Source organism: Pseudomonas fuscovaginae SE-1 (assembly GCF_000364705.1).
Taxonomy (GTDB): domain Bacteria; phylum Pseudomonadota; class Gammaproteobacteria; order Pseudomonadales; family Pseudomonadaceae; genus Aquipseudomonas; species Aquipseudomonas fuscovaginae_A.
On sequence record NZ_AQOH01000281.1, the window covers coordinates 1 to 20,328 of the forward strand.

At 63.2% G+C, this 20,328-nt stretch carries 17 protein-coding genes; 11 read left to right on the top strand and 6 right to left on the bottom strand.

Annotation, left to right across the window (positions count from 1 at the left end; all coding sequences use genetic code 11):
- A partial coding sequence (locus tag K675_RS31270; protein WP_017905648.1) for a monovalent cation:proton antiporter family protein occupies nt 1–1,332 on the top strand: 1,332 nt, incomplete at its 5' end.
- Between the two features lie 3 nt (nt 1,333–1,335).
- Here the strand turns inward: K675_RS31270 and K675_RS0122115 are convergent.
- Nucleotides 1,336–2,544, bottom strand: coding sequence for an ammonium transporter (locus K675_RS0122115; protein WP_017905649.1), 1,209 nt, complete (start codon nt 2,542–2,544; stop codon nt 1,336–1,338).
- 327 nt (nt 2,545–2,871) lie between these two features.
- On the opposite strand from K675_RS0122115, the gene K675_RS0122120 reads away from it, so the two are divergent.
- The 9 genes from K675_RS0122120 to K675_RS0122160 all read left to right on the top strand — a co-directional run bounded on the left by K675_RS0122120 (nt 2,872) and on the right by K675_RS0122160 (nt 15,051).
- A complete protein-coding gene (locus K675_RS0122120; protein WP_026145430.1) occupies nt 2,872–3,186 on the top strand; it encodes a DUF883 family protein in 315 nt (104 codons plus the stop codon).
- A 2-nt stretch (nt 3,187–3,188) separates the two neighbouring features.
- Complete coding sequence (locus K675_RS0122125; RefSeq protein WP_017905651.1) at nt 3,189–3,566, top strand: phage holin family protein; 378 nt, start codon at nt 3,189–3,191, stop codon at nt 3,564–3,566.
- Nucleotides 3,563–3,904: a hypothetical protein gene (locus tag K675_RS0122130; RefSeq protein WP_017905652.1), complete on the top strand. Its 342-nt coding sequence runs from the start codon at nt 3,563–3,565 to the stop codon at nt 3,902–3,904. Before K675_RS0122125 ends, K675_RS0122130 begins: the two co-directional genes overlap by 4 nt.
- Nucleotides 3,905–4,033: 129 nt before the next feature.
- Entirely contained in the window at nt 4,034–5,197 is a 1,164-nt protein-coding gene (locus tag K675_RS0122135; RefSeq protein ID WP_017905653.1) for an EAL domain-containing protein, read from the top strand.
- 120 nt (nt 5,198–5,317) lie between these two features.
- The gene (locus K675_RS0122140; protein WP_017905654.1) at nt 5,318–6,649 is read left to right on the top strand and encodes a deoxyguanosinetriphosphate triphosphohydrolase; all 1,332 of its coding nucleotides are present in this window, start codon (nt 5,318–5,320) and stop codon (nt 6,647–6,649) included.
- 263 nt (nt 6,650–6,912) lie between these two features.
- The gene (locus K675_RS0122145; RefSeq protein ID WP_017905655.1) at nt 6,913–7,308 is read left to right on the top strand and encodes a response regulator; all 396 of its coding nucleotides are present in this window, start codon (nt 6,913–6,915) and stop codon (nt 7,306–7,308) included.
- 329 nt (nt 7,309–7,637) lie between these two features.
- On the top strand, nt 7,638–8,267 hold the full coding sequence (locus tag K675_RS0122150) for a response regulator transcription factor (protein ID WP_026145431.1): 630 nt from the start codon (nt 7,638–7,640) through the stop codon (nt 8,265–8,267).
- An 8-nt stretch (nt 8,268–8,275) separates the two neighbouring features.
- The gene (locus K675_RS31275) at nt 8,276–11,959 is read left to right on the top strand and encodes a transporter substrate-binding domain-containing protein (protein ID WP_037007053.1); all 3,684 of its coding nucleotides are present in this window, start codon (nt 8,276–8,278) and stop codon (nt 11,957–11,959) included.
- 140 nt (nt 11,960–12,099) lie between these two features.
- Nucleotides 12,100–15,051 carry an HD domain-containing phosphohydrolase gene (locus K675_RS0122160; RefSeq protein WP_017905658.1) on the top strand — a complete coding sequence of 984 codons (2,952 nt, stop codon included), beginning with the start codon at nt 12,100–12,102 and terminating at the stop codon, nt 15,049–15,051.
- A gap of 7 nt (nt 15,052–15,058) precedes the next feature.
- Here the strand turns inward: K675_RS0122160 and K675_RS0122165 are convergent, their stop codons facing one another.
- Nucleotides 15,059–15,541, bottom strand: a complete 483-nt coding sequence (locus tag K675_RS0122165) for a GAF domain-containing protein (RefSeq protein ID WP_017905659.1) — start codon at nt 15,539–15,541, stop codon at nt 15,059–15,061.
- Nucleotides 15,538–16,428, bottom strand: a complete 891-nt coding sequence (locus K675_RS0122170) for an ATP-binding protein (protein ID WP_026145432.1) — start codon at nt 16,426–16,428, stop codon at nt 15,538–15,540. Before K675_RS0122170 ends, K675_RS0122165 begins: the two co-directional genes overlap by 4 nt.
- 178 nt (nt 16,429–16,606) lie before the next feature.
- Here K675_RS0122170 and K675_RS0122175 point away from each other — a divergent pair, with 178 nt between their 5' ends.
- Nucleotides 16,607–18,925 carry a hybrid sensor histidine kinase/response regulator gene (locus K675_RS0122175; protein WP_017905661.1) on the top strand — a complete coding sequence of 773 codons (2,319 nt, stop codon included), beginning with the start codon at nt 16,607–16,609 and terminating at the stop codon, nt 18,923–18,925.
- On the opposite strand, the gene K675_RS0122180 is transcribed toward K675_RS0122175, so the two are convergent.
- The 3 genes from K675_RS0122180 to K675_RS0122190 all read right to left on the bottom strand — a co-directional run.
- Complete coding sequence (locus K675_RS0122180; protein ID WP_017905662.1) at nt 18,918–19,370, bottom strand: MarR family winged helix-turn-helix transcriptional regulator; 453 nt, start codon at nt 19,368–19,370, stop codon at nt 18,918–18,920. The genes K675_RS0122175 and K675_RS0122180 overlap by 8 nt on opposite strands.
- Nucleotides 19,363–19,854 carry a glutathione peroxidase gene (locus K675_RS0122185; RefSeq protein WP_017905663.1) on the bottom strand — a complete coding sequence of 164 codons (492 nt, stop codon included), beginning with the start codon at nt 19,852–19,854 and terminating at the stop codon, nt 19,363–19,365. The genes K675_RS0122180 and K675_RS0122185 overlap by 8 nt, the downstream gene beginning before the upstream one ends.
- 284 nt (nt 19,855–20,138) lie before the next feature.
- Nucleotides 20,139–20,328, bottom strand: a 190-nt coding sequence (locus tag K675_RS0122190) for a peptide-methionine (R)-S-oxide reductase (RefSeq protein WP_017905664.1), incomplete at its 5' end; no start/stop codon positions are given.

The following is a 20,328-nucleotide window of genomic DNA, read 5'->3' on the forward strand; positions in this document are numbered from 1 at the left end:
TCGCACTCGGCGGAACTGTTCGTGCTGCTGGCCCTGGTGATCGTGCTGCTGACCGCCTGGCTGACCCACCTGCTGGGCCTGTCGCCGGCCCTGGGGGCGTTTCTCGCCGGCATGCTGCTGGGGGAAAGTCACTATCGCCACCAGATCGAGGCCGATATCCGCCCGTTTCGCGACATCCTGCTCGGCCTGTTCTTCGTCAGTATCGGCATGCTGATCGACCTGCAACTGTTCGCCCATCACGGCCTGCTGATTCTCGGACTGACCCTGGCGCTGCTGCTGATCAAGGGGTCGGTGGTGGCGCTGCTGCTCAAGAGCCGCGGCAGCGATGCGGAAACCGCCTGGCGCAGTGGCCTGTCCCTGGCCCAGGGTGGCGAGTTCTGTTTCGCCCTGATGGCGCAGATGCAACAGAACCAGTTGATGCCCGCCGAGATCAGCGGACCGCTGCTGGCAGCGACCTTCTGCTCCATGGTCATGACCCCGTTGCTGCTGCGCGCCGCGCCCCGTATCGCCGCCGCACTGCATCGCAAGCCGAACCAGGAGGCCCGCCTGGAGGAAATCAGCGCGCTGAACGCCGAACTGCACGGGCATGTGGTGATCTGCGGCTACGGCCGCGTCGGCCAGTCCATCGGCCGCTTCCTGCGCCGCGAGCAGCAACCTTTCGTCGCCCTAGACGACGACCCGGTACGAGTGCGCGAAGCCGCCGCCGGAGAAAGCTGCGTGCATTACGGCGACTCACGTCGTGGTGACCTGCTGAGCGCCGTGGGCCTGGAGCGGGCCCGCCTGCTGGTGGTGGCGGTGGACAAGACCGATATCGCCCTGCAGGTGCTCCGGGAGGCCCGCCGACTCAGCAGCAGCGTGCCGATCCTGGTCCGGACCCGCGATGACAGCCAGCTCGCGGAGTTGAAAGAGGCTGGCGCCAGCGAGGTGGTACCGGAACTGCTGGAGTCGAGCCTGATGCTAGCCTCCCATGCGTTGGTCATGCTCGGGGTGGAGGAGCAGCGGGTGCGGGCCGGAATCAATGAGGTGCGGCATAGCCGCTACAAGTTGCTGCGCGGTTTCTACCACGGTGCGCAGACCGACCTGCTGGGCAGCCAGGGCCAGCCCAAGGTATTGATGCACGCGGTCAACCTGGGGGCCGACGCCCACGCCTGCGGCCGCTCGGTCAATGAGCTGGTGCTTGAACAGCTGGGGGTCGAGATTCAGGGCCTGCAACGTGGCGGCAGCGAACTGGAGTTCGACGCCGACACCACGCTGCAGGCCGGCGACACCGTGCGGGTGTCAGGGCCGCTGGCAGCCATCGAGGCCTGCGAGGCCCGATTGCTGGCTGGGTAGAATTCAGTCCTGACTGACGGCGCCGATCTTGTGAATCGACAGGTCGGCACCGTAATACTCCTCCTCCTGGCTCAGCCGCAGGCCATGTGCGGCCTTGATCAACCCATACACCACAAACCCGCCGACCAGGGCCACGACCACGCCCAGCACCGTACCGATCAACTGGCTGATCAGGCTGACGCCCCCCAATCCACCCAATGCCTGTTGGCCGAAGATCCCGCAGGCAATCCCGCCCCATACGCCGCACAAGCCGTGCAGTGGCCAGACACCCAGCACGTCGTCGATCTTCCATTTGCTCTGCACGGCCATGAAACACCAGACGAACAGAGCACCCGCCACCACTCCGGTCGCCAGAGCCCCCACCGGATGCATCAGGTCGGAGCCGGCACAGATAGCCACCAGCCCGGCCAGCGGTCCGTTATGCAGGAAGCCCGGGTCGTTGCGACCGATAACCAGCGCCGCCACCGTACCGCCGACCATGGCCATCAGCGAGTTCACCGCCACCAGACCACTGACGCCCTGTAGAGTCTGGGCACTCATCACGTTGAAGCCGAACCAGCCGACGATCAGGATCCACGAACCCAGCGCCAGGAACGGAATGCTCGACGGCGCGAACGCCACCAGCCGCCCTTCGCGATAACGTCCCTGCCGCGGCCCCAGCAGCAGTACGGCCGCCAGCGCCAGCCAGCCACCCATGGCGTGCACCACCACGGAGCCGGCGAAGTCATGGAAGTTCGCCCCAAAGCGTGCCAGCAGCCAGGCCTGCAGGCCGAAATTGCCGTTCCAGACCATCCCTTCGAAAAACGGGTAGACGAACGCGACGATCAGCGCCGTCGCGCACAACTGCGGGGCAAACTTCGCCCGCTCGGCGATCCCGCCGGAAATGATCGCGGGGATGGCCGCGGCGAACGTCAGCAGGAAGAAGAACTTCACCAGCCCGTAGCCGTGATCGCCGCTGATCTGCGCCGCCGGATGCAGAAAGCTCACGCCATAGGCGATCCAGTAGCCGATGAAGAAATAGACCAGGGTCGAGATGGCGAAATCGCTGAGGATCTTCGACAGCGCATTCACCTGGTTCTTCTGGCGCACCGTACCGACTTCGAGAAAAGCGAAGCCGGCGTGCATGAACAGCACCATGATGGCGCCGAGCAGGATGAACAGGGTGTTGGAACCATGGACCAGACTATCCACGGCACTTTGCAAATTTTCCATGGGACGGCAGACCTGAAGTCAGGGAAAAGCACCGCGGCTGTTCGACGCACCGGTTTTTCGCACTTTATTCGCGCACGCCGGCCAGGTAGTGAACCGCTTTGGCGCAGCGCGAAAAACAGGGCCAATGGCCGCTTCGGTTTTTTCCGCGTGTTTCGATTATTTAGGGTAAGGTTTTCGCGGTTCGCGCCCATAAACGCCCGGATACGGCGCACATGCCCGTGACCACGCACCAACACACAGCAAAAGCTGTACCAGTCGATTGCAGTGAACCTTCGGACAAGGCACGCACTCGAACCTTTCACACGCCTCTCAAGGAGATATGCCCCCATGGCCCGCAAAACGGCAAAGACTGCTCAGGAAATATTGATGGCGGATTTTCAGACCCTGGTCAGCGACGCCGAGCGATTGCTGGAACATACCGCGGGCCTGGCCGGCGAACAGGCTGACGAGCTGCGGGCGCAGATCAACGACAGCCTGTCGAAAGCCCGGGAAACCCTGCAGTCGACCGAGGCCTCCCTGCGTGAGCGCAGCAAGGAAGCCGTGGTCGCGGCCGAAGACTATGTCCAGGCCAACCCCTGGCAATCGGTAGGCATCGCGGCCGGTATCGGTTTTATCGTCGGCCTGCTGGTTACACGGCGCTGATCATGGCCATCGACGAAGCGCAAAACACCGGTTCCTCCAGTCGGCGCCTGGGCGCAGCCGTCCTCGGTCTGCTGCACAGCCATATCGAGCTGTTCGGCATCGAGTTGCAGGAACAGAAGGCCCGTACCGTCAGCCTGCTGCTGTTCGCCGGGCTGGCACTGGTCTTCGCCCTGCTGCTGCTGATCGGCCTGTCGGCGCTGGTGCTGATCCTGGTCTGGGACACCTACCGCCTGGCCGGTATCATCGGCTTGTGCGCCTTCTACAGCCTGGCCGCCCTGTTCTGTGGCCTGCGCCTGAAGGCAGCGGTCTTCGATGAATCCTCTCCCTTCCACGCCACGCTCGAAGAGCTGGCCAACGACCGCAAGCGACTGCTGCCATGAGCCTGCCAGAACTGCCACAAGGCAACTCCCGCCGGGAGATGCGCAAGGCGCTGATCCGCCTGCGCATGGAAATGCATCGACAGGAAATCCGCCACGAGTCCCGGCAACTGCTGGAGCCGCTGCACCGCGTGCGCGGGCTGGGCCGCAACTGGCAGGACAACCTCGGCATCAAGCACGCGCCGTTGTGGGGGATCGCCGTGGTCACGCTGCTCGGCTTCCTGGGCGGCAAGGGCGCCAAGGGCGCGGGGCTGGGCGGCCTGTCCCGCCTGGTGCGGCTGGGCACCAGCCTGCTGCCGCTGATCAGGCTGGTCATGCAGGGCTCATCCGGAAAACGCTGATGGCGACGGAGCTGGCTGCATTCTTGCAACGATAACTGATCGAATAATGACCGCCGGTTGTTTTCGGCGGTTGGCGATCCTGCTTCCTGCCCATGTGCGACCAGCCGACGAACCCCCTCAGGAGGCTCCGTGATCGACGGGCAACCGCTCGCTTGCTTTCAGCCATTCATCGATACCGCGACCGGACGCATCGCCGGCGTCGAGGCCTTGGGCCGCCTGCGCCAGGCGGATGGGCAACTGACTAGCGTCGGTCCCCTGTTCGACGACCCGCGCACACCCGCCGCCGCCCTGCTGGACCTCGACCGGCAACTGCGCGATGACGCCCTCAGCCGGCTGCATGAGGCTCCGCAGGAGTGGTTTTTGAGCCTCAACATCTCGCCGCGCTGGATCAGCCTGCTGAAGCCGGGCCAGGCCCTGCCTAGCCTGGAGCAACTGCGGCGGCACGGCGTGGACCCGGCCCGCATCGTCTTCGAGATCACCGAGCTGGACGGTGACAGCCGGCAACTGTCGCAGGTGGTCGAGCGCTATCGCCGGGCCGGTGCGCGCATCGCCATCGACGACTTCGGTGCCGGCTACTCGCAACTCGATCGCGTACTGGCCCTGCAGCCGGATATTCTCAAGCTCGACATGCGTCTGTTCCAGGCCGCGGCCCGTGGCGGCCCCAGCAGCGAGGTGGTCAAGGCGCTCGCGCAGATGGCGGAAAAGACCGGCTGCTGGATCATTGCCGAGGGTGTCGAAACCGAGGAAGAGCTGAATTTCGCCCTGGAATGCGGTTCGCGCTATGTCCAGGGTTATCTGTTCGCCAGGGCCGAACAGGCGTTTTTTCCCAGTGACGCCTTCGTCCGGCAATTCGCCGAACTGCGCGAACGCTATGTGCAGCGCAAGCTCGCCGAACGGGCGCAATTGATGAAGCTGCGCCAGCAACTGGGCGAACTGATGGGCATTCTCCAGGCCTGGGCCCAGGCGCAGGCCCCCCTCAGCCAATTGCCACGGCTGGACAGCTACCCCTGGCTGCTGCGTTTCTATCAATGCGACCGCCACGGCACACAGCTCACGCCGAACCTGGAATGGCGCAACCAGGCCTGGCAGGCCGACAACAGCTACGTGGGCCACAACTGGTCATGGCGCCCGTACTTCTACCACCTGCTCTCCGAGGGCTGGGATGGCCGGCGCCTGACCCTGTCCGGCACCTACCGCGACGCCACCACCAACCAGTACTGCCTGACCGCCGGACAATTCTTCGACGATGGCCGGCGCCTGCTGCTCATCGATATCGATGCCGCCATCCTCTGACTCGCTCGAACCGGGCGCACAGGCCACCAGGTTTTGCCTGCGCCTCGCCAGTTTTTGCTTGCAGGCGCGCCAGCTAACCGGGAAGCTGGCGGTTCGATCATTCGACGGAGGGAACCCGCCTTGGACTGGCAAACCCTGCTTAACCGCGAACGCCTGGGCAAGCCCCTGTACAGCCCGCAAGAGCTGGGCCGCAGCCCGTTCCACAAGGACCACGACCGTATCATCTTCTCCGGAGCGTTCCGCCGCCTGGGCCGCAAGACCCAGGTCCATCCGGTGTCGAGCAACGATCATATCCACACCCGCCTGACCCACTCGCTGGAAGTCAGTTGCGTCGGCCGCTCGCTGGGCATGCGGGTCGGCGAAACCCTGCGCGGCGCCCTGCCCGACTGGTGCGAACCGAGCGACCTGGGGATGGTCGTGCAATCGGCCTGCCTGGCCCATGACATCGGCAATCCGCCTTTCGGCCATTCCGGCGAAGATGCGATCCGCCACTGGTTCCAGCAGGCCGCCGGGCGTGGCTGGCTGGACGGCATGAGCGTGGCCGAGCGGGCCGACTTCCTCAACTTCGAGGGCAATGCCCAGGGTTTCCGGGTCCTGACACAACTTGAATACCACCAGTTCGATGGCGGCACCCGGCTGACCTACGCCACGCTCGGTACCTACCTCAAGTACCCCTGGAGCGCCCGTCACGCTGATTCGCTGGGCTACAAGAAGCACAAGTTCGGCTGCTACCAGAGCGAGTTGCCGATTCTCGAGCAGATCGCCCACAAGCTCGGCCTGCCGCAACTGGAGGAACAGCGCTGGGCCCGGCACCCGCTGGTGTACCTGATGGAGGCTGCCGACGACATCTGCTACGCCCTGATCGACCTGGAAGACGGGCTTGAGATGGACCTGCTCGACTATGAACAGGTCGAAGCGCTGCTGCTGGGCCTGGTCGGTGACGATCTGCCGGAAACCTATCGACTGCTGGGCCCCCAGGACTCGCGCCGCCGCAAACTGGCGATTCTGCGCGGCAAGGCCATCGAACATCTGACCAATGCCGCCGCCAGGGCTTTCGTCGAGCAGCAGGACGCCCTGCTGGCGGGAACCCTGTCGGGCGACCTGGTCGAACACATGCACGGTCCGGCCAAGCGTTGCGTGCTCAACGCCAAGGACATCGCCCGCCGGAAGATCTTCCAGGACAAACGCAAGACGCTGCACGAAATCGGCGCCTACACCACCCTGGAAATTCTCCTGAATGCCTTCTGCGGTGCCGCCCTGGAGCAGCACGGCGGGCGTACGCCATCGTTCAAGAACCGACGGATCCTCGATCTGCTCGGCAACAGCGCCCCCAACCCCGACTGGCCGCTGCACGCCTCGTTCCTGCGCATGATCGATTTCATCGCCGGCATGACCGACAGCTATGCCAGTGAAATGGCCCGGGAAATGACCGGACGCTCCAGCCCCCAGTGACCGTACCCCGCCCACCTTCGGCAAGGCTGCAGCAGCCCTTGTCGAAGGTGGGCAACCCGCAAATCGTGCAGAGGAAGCCTACATTGGCCACAGAATCCGCCGATGGAGCTTTCGCTCGACCCACTGAAATAATCCATTACCCTCTTAGTCTGCCGCCTGGACTCAATCCATCCCCTCGCTCAACAGGCCCTTCTTCAGGATCGACACCCCACCGCCTGCACCTGAGGCCTCGTTCGAAACAGGTAGCCCGCCTGGAAAATCACATGTCCAAAGAAAATCTGCGCGTATTGCTGGTGGAGGATCATCCCTTTCAACTGGTCGCTACACAGAGCCTGCTCAACAGCTATGGTTTCCACCACCTCACTCCGACCGCCAACGCAACCGAAGCCCTGAGGGCGATGGAAGCCGTGCCGACGCCCTTCGACCTGATGCTCTGCGACCAGTGCCTGCCCGATATACCGGGACTCGAACTGATCCACACCGCCAACCAGCGCGGCAAGATCAGGCAGGCGATCCTGCTCAGCAGCCTCAGCCTCGAAGAACTGCGGGCCCTCAACCAGAGCGCCTTGCTCCGCCATCTTCCCCTGCTGGGCTGCCTGAGCAAGCCGCTCAACGGCGTGGCGCTGAAAAGCATATTGGGTTCAAGCGACGTCCTGTAGAAATGCGGCATCCCCCCTTCAGAGCAATGCCCTGGCGATTGTCATTAATATCGCGTTGGCCAGCCGATGGAACTACAGAATTAAGCTTGTCGATTCGCAGGAATTATCCGAAACAATATTAAACATCCCCAAACAACCCAGCCCCTTTAATAACAAAAAATTATAAAAGCAGGAAATACTCCCTTCCATGTATCCTCAGAATGTAAGTCAACAGCTCAATTAAGGTAGGAATATTCCTATACAGCTTCTGTAGGCATCTCTATTCATGCGGCCCGGGAGACAAGTGAGCTAATGTGCGCGCTTTCTACGCAGCTCCCATGGGACTTATTATGAATTCGGTTTTTATCGTCGACGACCACCCCGTTGTCCGTCTTGCCATTCGGATATTGCTGGAACAGGAAGATTGTTATGAAATAGTCGGTGAAACGGATAATGGCGTGGATGCCATGCAGATGGTCCGCGAGTGCATGCCGGACCTGGTCATTCTCGACGTCAGCATCCCCAAGCTGGACGGCCTGGAAGTGCTGGCCCGCCTGGACGGAATGAACCTGTCGCTGAAAACCCTGGTATTGACCGGGCAATCTCCCTCGCTGTTCGCCATTCGTTGCATGCAATCGGGCGCCGCAGGATATGTTTGCAAGACCGAAGATCTGGGCGAACTGATGAGTGCGGTGAAAGCAGTATTATCCGGCTACAATTACTTCCCCAGTCAGGCATTGATCAGCGGCCGAAAAGATGAAGTGATCAATCCGGAAATGGAACTCTTCAAACTGGTCAACGACCGGGAACTGATGGTATTGCAACTGTTCGCCCAGGGCAGGACAAACAAGGAAATCGCCAAGGGCATGTTCCTCAGCAACAAGACCGTCAGCACTTACAAGAAACGCCTGATGCAGAAACTGAAAGCCAAGACCCTCGTCGAACTGATCGAAATGGCCAAACGCAACGCGGTAGTGTGAGAAGACGGATGCCCACGCGCTTGAAGGATTATCTGACAATCATCACGGGAATGCTCCTGTGTCTGTCAGCGCATGCAACACCCGGCGATGTGACCCACTTCGCCCTGCTCAGCCGTTCGAATGCCGGACACATGGAGGTGCGGCTCGACAAGGAACAGCGCCGCTGGATACAGGACAGGCGCGTGCTGATACTGGGCACTTCCTCCCCCGACTATCCACCGTTCGACATCACCGCCAGCGGGCGTGACTACGAAGGCATCACGGCGGACTACGCGGGGATTCTTTCCGGCGTGCTTGGCCTGCCGGTCAAGGTGCGCAGCTTCGCCAACCGGGAGGAAGCCATCCAGGCCCTCGAGAACGGGCAGATCGACCTGCTGGGCAGCGCCAACGGCTTCGAGGCCGTCAACAAGAACATCGCGCTGTCGGTTCCCTATGCGGTCGACCAGCCGGTGCTGGTCACCCGCGAGGGCGAAACCCGCTCGCTCACCGACGGTCTGGCCGGCATGCGCCTGAGCATGGTCTATCACTACCTGCCACTGGAGGAGATAAAGACGCAGTATCCCGAGGCGATCATCCAGTTCTATCCCTCCTACCTCAATGCCATCAACGCCGTCGCCTTCGACCAGGCCGATGTGTTCCTGGGCGACACCATCTCGACCCACTTCCTGATCAACAAGGGCTACCTGCGCAACGTGAAAATGGCCAATTTCGGCAAGCATGAAGCCTACGGTTTCAGTTTTGCCGTGCGTGGCGACGAGCCGTTGCTGCTGGGTATCGTCAACAGCATCCTCAAGGCCATCCCCACCGGAGAGCGCGAAAGCATCGCGCAACGCTGGAGTGCCGGCAGCGATATCCTGCTCACCGATCACAAGCTGCAGCTGAGCCCTCGCGAAGAGCAATGGCTCAAGGCCAACCCGCTGGTCCGCGTGGTGGTCAACGAAGCCCTGGCACCGATCACCTTCTTCGATGCCGATGGCAACTTCCGCGGGGTGACAGCCGACCTGCTGGAACTGATCCGCCTGCGCACCGGACTACGCTTCGCCATCCAGCGATCGCGCAGCGTGGATGACATGATCGGCCGAATCGGCAGCGGCAAGGCCGATGTGATCGCGGCCATCAGCCCGACCAACGCTCGGGAGGAACAGCTGCATTTCAGCCGCCCCTACATGGAGAACTCCTTCGTCCTGCTGACCGCGAAAGGCAAGGACAGCCCGATCAATCTCGAGCAGATGGAAAACAAGCGCCTGGCCATCACTCGCGGCAACACGCTGATCGACTACCTGCGCCGCGAATTTCCGGGCATCCGCCTGGTGGAAACCGACGATGGCCTCAAGGCGGCGGAACTGCTCGCCCAAGGCCAGGTCGAGGGCGCGGTCGGATCGCTGGTGATCGCCAACTACCTGATCGCCTCGCAGGTATTCGACGACCGGCTGCAGATCAGCGCCACCATCGGCACCCAGCAGGCGGTCTTCGCCCTGGCCACCGCCCGCGGCGCGACCGAACTCGCCTCGATCCTCGACAAGGCCCTGCTGAGCATCGCCCCGGACGAGCTGGGCATCGTCAACAGTCGCTGGCGCGGCTACACGCCAGCCTCCGACAGCTACTGGCGCAACTATCACCGCCTGATCATCCAGATCATCGTCGGCGCCAGCGTGCTGTTGCTGCTGTCGTTGACCTGGAATGCCTACATGCGCCGGCAGATCCGACAGCGCCAGTTGGCGGAGCGGGCCCTGAGCGACCAGTTCGAATTCATGCGGGCCCTGGTCAACGGTACCCCGCACCCGATCTACGTGCGCGACCGCCAGGGCCTGCTGCAGACCTGCAACGACAGCTACCTGGAGGCCTTCTCGGCGAAGCTGGAGGACCTGGTCGGCAAAAGCGCACTGGAAGGTGCACGGGCCCTCGGCAACGAACAGGAGGCCAGCGAGTACCAGGCCGACTACCTGCGGGTCATCGAAAACGGCACGGCCCTGATCTGCGATCGAACGCTGCATATCAGGGGCCGCGAGCTGACCATCTACCACTGGATCCTGCCCTACCGGAACTCGCTGGGTGAGGTGCAAGGTATCATCGGCGGCTGGATCGACGTCAGCGAACGACGCCAGTTGCTCGAGGATCTGCGCCGGGCCAAGGAACAGGCCGATGACGCCAACCGGGCCAAGAGCACCTTCCTGGCGACCATGAGCCATGAGATCCGCACCCCGATGAACGCCGTGATCGGCATGCTGGAACTGACCCTCAAGCGTGCCGACCAGGGGCATCTGGATCGCCCGGCCATCGAGGTCGCGTACAACTCGGCCAAGGACCTGCTGGAACTGATCGGCGATATCCTCGACATCGCCCGCATCGAATCCGGCCGCCTCGGCCTGTCCCCGGAACGGGTCAACCTGGAGGCGTTGGTGGAATCGGTCGTGCGCGTCTTCGAGGGCCTGGCACGTCAGAAAAGCCTGAGTCTGGCGATGACGACAACGGCGCGGGAACAGTCCTGCGATGTGCTGGTCGACCCGCTGCGCTTCAAGCAGATCCTGTCCAACCTGGTCAGCAACGCCATCAAGTTCACCGAGCAGGGCCGGATCAGCATCGACCTGGCGATCCGGCCCACCGAAGTGGCGCAGCGGGTAGCCGTGCGAATCCGGGTCGAAGACAGCGGCATCGGGATCAGCCAGGCCGACCAGGAACGCCTGTTCCAGCCCTTCGCCCAGGCCGACAACTCCGGCCAGCTGGCCCGCGGCGGCGCCGGGCTGGGGCTGGTGATCTGCCGCAGCCTCTGCGAAATGATGGGCGGCACGCTGACCCTGGCCAGTGTTCCCGGCCAAGGCACCCAGGTGACCGTGTCCCTCGAACTGGACAGCCTGGAGCCGTTGCAGGGGCCGATCGAGCACGAGGCGGAACTCCCCTCGGCCCGACATGAACTGAACGTGCTGGTGGTCGACGACCATCCCGCCAACCGCCTGCTGATGTGCCAGCAACTGGGTTACCTGGGCCATCGCTACAGCACCGCGCAGAATGGTGCCGCCGGCCTGCAGATATGGAAGGACGGGCACTTCGACCTGGTGATCGTCGACTGCAACATGCCGGTCATGAACGGTTATGACCTCGCCCGCCAGTTGCGCGACCATGAAACGGCGCTGGCGCGCCCGCGCTGCACGGTGTTGGGGTTCACCGCCAATGCCCAGCCGGAAGAACGCAGCCGTTGCCTGCAGGCCGGAATGGACGACTGCCTGTTCAAGCCGATCAGCCTGACCGCGCTGAGCAGGAAACTGGCCGACCTGCGCGCCCTGCCCTTCAACCCACCGTTCAGTCTGGAGGGCCTGAACGCCCTGACTGGCGGCGAGCCGCAACTGGTGCGCCGGCTGCTGGACGAGCTGCTCAGCAGTTGCCAGGCCGACCGGCGGGAACTGCAGTCACTGCCACTGGGGCGCGGCATGACCGCCTTCATCGAGCTGGCGCACAAGATCAAGGGCGCGGCCCGCATCATTCAGGCCACCACACTGGTCGAACAGTGCGAAAGCCTGGAAGCCGCCGGCGAACACAACGCCGCGGCGAACACGATCGAAAGTGCCCGCGAGGCAATCGTCCGGACCTTGACGATACTGGAGGAGGCGCTACGCAGGCACCTTGGCGAACTGGATGAAAAAAAATCCGCGCAGGATGATGCCTCCCAACAGACAAATCCCCCCGAAATGGAGTAAAACAGCCTGGGCTGGGCATTGACCTGCACAGCCCCTCCTCAGGCAGGGCCATACGGAAATGCGAGCGCCAGCCTGTTCGGCGAACCATTGACTACCCTGGACACTGAGCAGTGCGCCGCATCACCAAGGAGATAGCTGCGATGCCCAGTTCGACGCCCGTCCACAAGCGCCGGTTTCCGCTGCACATCCACATCAGCATCCTCTTCACCTTCCTGCTGTTGCTGACCGGCACCCTGCTGGGAATCTTCAACTACCAGCACACCACCCGCATCATCCTCTCCAGCAGTGAAAAACTCTTCGGCAAGATCCAGGACGACGTCCAGCTGGACCTGCAGCACACCTACCAGCCGATTCGCCACCTGCTGAGCCTGCTGGCCATCGATTCCTGCAACTCGGCAACCACCCTGGAGGAGCGCCTGACCCTGCTCCGGCCCTTTACCCAGGCGCTCAACGACAACCCCAACCTCGCCTCGCTGTACCTGGGCTACACCGACGGCGACTTTTTCATGGTCCGGCCGCTGCGCGACCCGGCACTGCGGGCCTACGTCAAGGGGCCGGAGAATGCGGCCTTCCAGGTCTGGAGCATCGAACGCAATGACGGCAAGGGCAGCCTGCAGTCGCAATCGCTGTTCTACGATGCCAACCTGGCCCTGATCAGCCGCCAGGAAAATTCCGAGGAAATCTACGATCCCCGCAGCCGCGCCTGGTTCGAAACCGCCCTGAGCGGCATTGGCCAGATCACCACCGAACCCTATGTATTCTTCTCGACCCACAACATCGGTACCACCCTGGCCCGACGCAGCTCCGCGACGGTAGTGCTGGCCGCCGACCTGACCCTGGAGGACCTGTCGGCCACCCTGGGCAAACACAAGGTCACCCCCGATACCGAGATCGTCCTGTTCGACGACCGGGGCAATACGGTGGCCTATCCCGACTACGGCAAGCTGACCGCCCTGGGCGGCGATCGGCTGACGCCAGTGCGCGACCTGAGCCCGGCGCTGCGACAGTTCATGGACCCGGCCAACCCGCCCGGCCGCCACATGCGCACTCGCGAGCGGCAATGGATCGTCGCCCGCAGCAATCTCGCCGAAGGTGGCCCGACCGGGCTGCACCTGGCCCTGCTGGTGCCGGAGGAGCAGTTGCTGGCCGATGCCTATCGGCTACGCTGGCAAGGCGCGCTGCTGACCCTGGCGACGCTGCTGCTGTGCCTGCCGCTGGGCTGGCTGACTTCCAGGATCCTGGTCAAGCCGCTGCATGCGCTGGTGCGCGAAGCCGATGCGATCCGCAGCTTCAACTTCAACTACCCGGCCACCCCGAACTCGCCGGTGCTGGAAGTCGATCAGTTGACCGTATCGATGAGCCGTATGAAGGGCACCCTGGCCAGCTTCTTCGAGATATCCGCCAGCCTGTCGGCGGAAACCCGCTTCGAGCAACTGCTGCAACTGGTGCTCAACGAAACGATCAAGATCGGCCAGGCGCGGGCGGGCCTGCTCTATCTGGTCAACGGCGAAAACCGGCGACTGGAACCCCAGGCCCTGATCATCGACGGTGTCCAGCACGCCCCACAGCCGTTCGACATCCGCAGCGACGCCGCCACCGACACTCGGCGACCAGACTGGCTGAGCCAGCTCGACAGCCACGACAGCACGGTCAGTACCCTCGGTTTCGAGCAGGCCGACGACCTGCAGAAGCTGATGATCGCCCTGGAGACCCCGCGAATTCACCTGATCGGCATCCGCCTGCACAACCGCCACGGTGAAACCGTCGGAGTCCTCGCTCTGCTCCTGCCCGACAGCGGCACCGAAGCCGACCTGGAAAACCTCAAGCCCGACCGTATCGCCTTCATCAGCGCGGTGTCCGGTACGGCAGCGGCGTGCATCGAGAGTCAGCATCTGCAGGTCAGGCAGAAACAACTGCTCGATGCGTTCATCCAACTGCTGGCAGGCGCCATCGACGCCAAGAGCCCCTATACCGGCGGCCATTGCCAGCGCGTCCCGGTCCTCACCCAGATGCTGGCCAGGGCCGCGGCGGCCAGCGAGCAGCCGGCATTTCGTGACTACAACCCCTCGGAGGATGAGTGGGAGGCCCTGCATGTGGCGGCCTGGCTGCATGACTGCGGCAAGGTCACGACACCAGAGTATGTGGTCGACAAGGCGACCAAACTGGAGACCCTCCACGATCGCATCCACGAAATACGTACCCGTTTCGAGGTGCTCAAGCGCGATGCCTGGGTCGACTATTGGCAGGCCCGCGCAACGACCACCGCCGAGGAGCAGGCGCTCGCCGCCGCGCGGGACGCCCGCCTGAACGCACTGGACGACGATTTCGCCTTTGTCGCCCAGTGCAACCTGGGCAGCGAGGCCATGGCCGAAGCCGACCTGGAACGGCTGCGCAAGATCGCCCAGCGCACCTGGAGCCGAACCCTGGATGATCGTCTCGGTGTGTCCTGGGAAGAGAACCGGCGCCAGGAACGCACCCCGGCACCGGCCCTGCCCGTCACCGAGCACCTGCTGGCGGACAAACCCGAGCACCTGTTCGAGCGCAGCGACAGCGAACGGATGCCCGAGGACAACCCATGGGGCTTCCAGCTCGACGTGCCGGCCTACAAGTTCAACCGCGGCGAGTTGTACAACCTGGGCATCACCCGCGGCACCCTGACCCGTGAGGAGCGCTACATCATCAACGACCACATGGTGCAGACCATCATCATGCTCAGCCGCCTGCCCTTCCCCGGCCATCTGTCGATGGTTGCGGAAATCGCCGGTGGTCATCACGAAAAGATGGACGGCAGCGGTTACCCGAAACGCCTGAAACGCGAGCAGATGAGCCTGCCGGCACGGATGATGGCTATCGCCGATATCTTCGAGGCACTCACCGCCGCCGACCGCCCCTACAAGAAGGCCAAGTCGCTGAGCGAGGCGCTGAACATCATGGCCGCGATGTGCCGCGATGCCCACATCGATCAGCAACTGTTCGAGCTGTTCATACAGGAGGAGATCTACCTGCACTACGCCAACAGCTATCTGCAGCCCCAGCAGATCGATGCGATCGACGTGCCGGGGCTGCTGGCCAAGGCCGGCCTGAAGGTGTGAAACCGTATCAGCAGTCGGTCAGGCGCAGGAAGATCGCCGCCAATTGCTCGATACCCGCCTGGTCCTCCACGGTAAAGCGGGCCAGGCGAGGGCTGTCGAGATCGAGCACGCCGATCAGCAGGCCCTCCTTGACCAGCGGCACCACCAGCTCGCTGTTCGAGGCGCTGTCACAGGCGATGTGCCCGGGGAACGCATGCACGTCCTCGACCCGCTGGGTCTGCAGGCTGGCCGCCGCCGCGCCACAGACGCCACGTCCGAACGGAATACGGACACAGGCGATCTGCCCCTGGAACGGACCGAGCACCAGCTCGCCGTTGCGGTTGAGATAGAAACCGGCCCAGTTCAGGTCCTCGATCTGGTTGAACAGAAACGCCGAGAACTGCGCCGAGTTGGCGATGAAATCGCGCTCGTCCGCCAGCAGCGCCTCCAACTGCGCACAGAGCAGCCCATAGCCGTCCAACCCTGCGCCCGCCTTTTGCAAATCAATCATGGTGCCTGCTCCAACAACTTCAATCCAACCCAATACCGCGCAAACTGGTAGGCGCAGCGACCATTGCGGTTGCCCCGCCCGGTGGCCCAGCGTACCGCCTGGACATCCAGTTCGTCATCGCGCTGCCACGCAAGGCCGGCCTTGCGCGCCAACTCGCCGATCCAGTGCTCGACCACGCTGAGGTAGTGCTCCTGGGTGAACGGATAGAACGACAGCCACAGGCCGAACCGATCGGAGAGGGCAATCTTGTCCTCCACCGCCTCGCTGGGGTGCAGCTCGCCATCGACACGTTTCCAGTTCTCGTTGTCGCTCTCCTTCTCCGGGACCAGGTGCCGACGGTTCGACGTGGCGTACAGCAACACGTTGTCCGGCGCCTGCTCCAGCGAACCGTCAAGCACACTCTTGAGCACCCGGTAGTCACCTTCGCCGGACTCGAATGACAGGTCGTCGCAGAACAGCACGAAACGCTGCGGCAACTTCGTCAGTTGCTCCACCACCCGCGGCAGATCCGCCAGATGATCGCGCTCGATCTCGATCAGGCGCAGGCCGGCCCCGGCATGTTCGGCCAACAGTGCCCGCACCAGCGACGACTTGCCAGTGCCACGCGATCCCCAGAGCAGGGCGTGGTTGGCCGGCAGGCCGTCGATGAACTGCCGGGTATTGCGGGCCAGTTGTTCACGCTGCTTGTCGACGCCGATCAGGTCGGACAGGCGCATGTCCAGGCTGACCTCCAGCGGCAACAGAAACCCCGTGCGACCTTCGCGCTGCCAGCGGGCCGCCAGGCAGCGATCCCAGTCGATCACCTGGCGGGTGGCGGGCAACAGCGGTTCCAGACGGGAAAGGAACGCGTCGGCGCGCTCCAGAAAGGCATTCAATCGAGCATCCACGACTTTTCCTCGGGCAAGTTCACACTCATGATGTCGCGTCGGCGCCACCGGGCGCCTGAAAATCAAGCAGGCTGTTTCGGCAAGCGCCCGATCAGGGCGCCACCAGTTGTCTGCCGGTGCTATCGAAGGATCAGCTATGCTTGCCCGGCGAAGGGAAACGAATGTGGTACATCATCCCATGGATATAAAATTCACCCAGCGCTTGTCCTACAAGCAAGCCCGATTGACCGTGATAGTCGGGTTCATTCTGGGGACGCTGCTCAGCCTGCTGCAGATCGGTCTCGATTATGCCAGCGAAAACGCCTCCATCAATCGTGAAATCCTTTCGCTGCTGGAAATCAGCCACAATCCCGCCTCGCGGATCGCCTACAACATCGATGCCGAATTGGCCCAGGAGCTGGCGCTGGGGCTGCTGCACTCGCCGGCGGTGCTGCGGGCAAAACTGACCGACAACAACAACGTGATCCTGGCCAGCGTCGAACGGCCCCGCCAGGATGGCCGCTACCGGACGATCAGCGACTTTCTCTTCGGCGCCGACCGGCAATTCGAGGACCGCCTGTTTCTCGGTCACCTGCCGAAGGAATCCCTGGGTGTCCTGCATCTGGATGTCGACACCTATACCTTCGGCATCCGCTTCCTGAAGCGCGCCGAAATCACCCTGCTCAACGGTTTGGTCCACGGTCTGATCCTGACCGGCATCCTCCTGACACTGTTCTACATGATGCTGACCAAACCCCTGGTCAAGGTCATCCATGCACTGGCCAGCACCCAGCCGGGAACCCCAGGGCAAGCGCGGCTGGAATTTCCACCCGGCCATGAAAAGGACGAGATCGGCGTGCTGGTCAAGGTCGCCAACCAGCAGTTCGACACCATGGCCACCGAAATCCAGCAGCGCCGCAACGCCGAAAACCGCCTGACCGACTACCTCGGGCAACTGGAAAACATCGTCTCGGCCCGGACCACCGAACTCAAGGCGATCAACGCCCGCCTGAGCCAATCCAACCAGGAACTGGAAGCTGCCCGCAGCACGGCGCTGAACATGGCCCAGGCACGCTCGGCATTCCTCGCCAACATGAGCCATGAAATCCGCACGCCGCTGAACGGCCTGCTCGGCATGATCGCCCTGTCGCTCGACAGTTCGCTCAATGCCGAGCAACGCCAGCAGTTGTCGATTGCCCACGACTCGGGAAAAGTCCTGGTGGAGCTGCTCAACGATATCCTCGACCTGTCGAAGTTCGACGCCGGGCAACTGGAGCTTGAGCGGATCCCCTTCGACCTCGGCGCGCTGATCGAGGACACCGCCAACCTGCTCTCGCAAAATGCCGCGCCGAGCGTCGAGCTGACCTGCCTGATCGAGCCGCAGTTCCCCGCCCTGGTACTGGGCGACCCGACCCGCGTACGGCAGATCGTCAGCAACCTGCTGTCCAATGCGCTGAAATTCACCCGTTTCGGCCGCGTCGACGTACGCCTGACGACCCGCGATGACGGCGTGCGGATCGAGGTCTGCGACACTGGCATCGGCATCGCCCAGGAAGCCCAGGCGAAGATCTTCCAGCCATTCACCCAGGCCGGCGCCGGCATCACCCGCCAGTATGGTGGTACCGGGCTGGGCCTGGCCCTGACCTACAACCTCTGCGAAGCGATGAAGGGACGCCTGACCATCAGTTCCGAGGTCGGCTTCGGCAGCCAGTTCTGCGCCGAACTGCCGCTACCCTGCCACACCCCCGCCGCCGCGCCGAAACCGCTCAAGGGCCGGATCATCGCGGTCAGTTCCTCGGGCAGCGGCCTGAGCGAACTGCTCGGCAGCCACCTGCCGGCCTGGGGCCTGCAATACAAGCGCTACGGGCTCGACGACAGCCTGGCCGGCTTGCAGATCGACCTGCTGATCACCGACTGCCCGGAATGCCTGTTCGGCCTGCGACCGGCCATCACCGCACCGATCCTGCTGGTGACCGCCTATGGCAACTTCATGCCCAACGAGGAGGTCAGCGCCCTGGCCCCCCTGCAGCAACAGGCACGCCCCCTGGCCCGCAATGCGCTGTACCAGATACTGCAGCGCACCCTGCATGTGGATAACCCCGAGGACCGGTCGGTCCAGGCCAAGGACAATCCACCTCAGCGGCGCGGCCGGATCCTGCTGGTCGAGGACAACCCGGTCAACCAGTTGGTCGCCAAGGGCATGCTCGGCAAGCTGGGGTGCGAGGTGACCGTGGCGGCCCACGGTGGCGAGGCGCTGAGCCAACTGGAGCAGCAGGATTTCGACATGGTGCTGATGGATTGCAACATGCCGGTCATGGATGGCTACGAGGCCAGTCGGCAGATCCGTCGCAGCGGACGCTGGCCGAACCTGCCGATCGTGGCCTTGACCGCCAACGCCATGCCCGAAGAACGCGAGCGCTGCCGGGCGGCGGGCATGAGCGACTACCTGGCCAAGCCGTTCCGCCGCGAGGAGCTGATGGCGTTACTCGAACTCTGGGTCACGTCGCGGATCACCTGACGTACGCCAGCAACTGATCCAGACCGTCGCGCAGCTCATCGAGCCGGGCCAGGTCGATCCCGCTGTCACAGAGCAGTTTCGCCTTGAGCGGCGCAACCTGCTCGCGCAGGGCCCGGCCGGCCGCGCTCAGGCTCAGGTGCACCTCGCGCTCGTCATCGGGCGAGCGCCGACGCTGCACCAGCTCCATCTGCTCCAGGCGCTTGAGCAGCGGCGTCAAGGTCCCCGAGTCGAGCAGCAACCGCTCGCCCAGTGCCTTGACCGTGGGCTGCTGCGGCGCATGGTCGTGCCACTCCCACAGCACCAGCATCGCCAGATACTGTGGATAAGTCAGCCCCAACCGGTCGAGCATCGGCTTGTAGCCCCGGATGACCGCCCGTGAGGCCGCATAGAGCTTGAAGCACAACTGGCGGTCGAGCCGCAGCGAATCGCTGGGCAGGTCATTCATGTTCGAGCAGGTCCTCAATCTCGCGGACCATGTCATCGGGCTTGGTCAACGGGGCGAAACGCTTGACCACCTTGCCATCCCGGCTGATCAGGAACTTGGTGAAGTTCCACTTGATGCGCTCGGAGCCCAGCAGTCCGGGTGCGTCCTTCTTCAACTGTACGAACAGCGGGTGGGCCCCGGCGCCATTGACCTCGATCTTCTTGAACAGCGGGAAGCTGACGCCATAGTTCAGCTCGCAGAATTCGGAAATCGCCGCTTCGTTGCCCGGTTCCTGCTTGCCGAACTGGTTGCAGGGAAAACCGAGGATCACCAGGCCCTGGTCCTTATAGTGCTGCCAGAGCGCTTCGAGCCCCTTGTACTGCGGGGTGAAACCGCATTTGCTGGCGGTATTGACCACCAGCAGGGCCTTGCCGGCGAAATCGGCGAGGGTCTTCTGTTCGCCCTTGATAGTGGTGCACGGGATGTTCAGCAGGTTTGCGCTCATGACGGTTCCTCCATTGAATGCCAATCAAAATAGTAAACAATTGAATTGCACACAATTCAATTTACGAAATTTATGTGCGGCCATACTGTTCCCGCATGACACTGGATCTAAGGCAACGCCCCAACCCATGGGAACGGCATCTGACCTGTAGGAGCAAGGCTTGCCTGCGAAGCTTTTGGCGACCGAAACGCCTCCCTTTCGCAGGCAAGCCTTGCTTGTACGGGTCAGGTGTTGCATCCACGAGGTTCAGCGTTCCCCATCAAGGCTCGGGGCGGCCCTCGCCTTCAGCCCTGAACCCGCGGCACCAGATCCAGACACACCGAGTTGATGCAGTAACGCAGGCCGGTCGGCGGCGGCCCATCGGGGAACACATGCCCCAGATGCGCATCGCAACGCGCACAGACCACTTCGGTCCGGATCATGCCGTGACTGGTGTCGCGGATCTCGATCATCGCACTGTCGGCGATCGGCTCC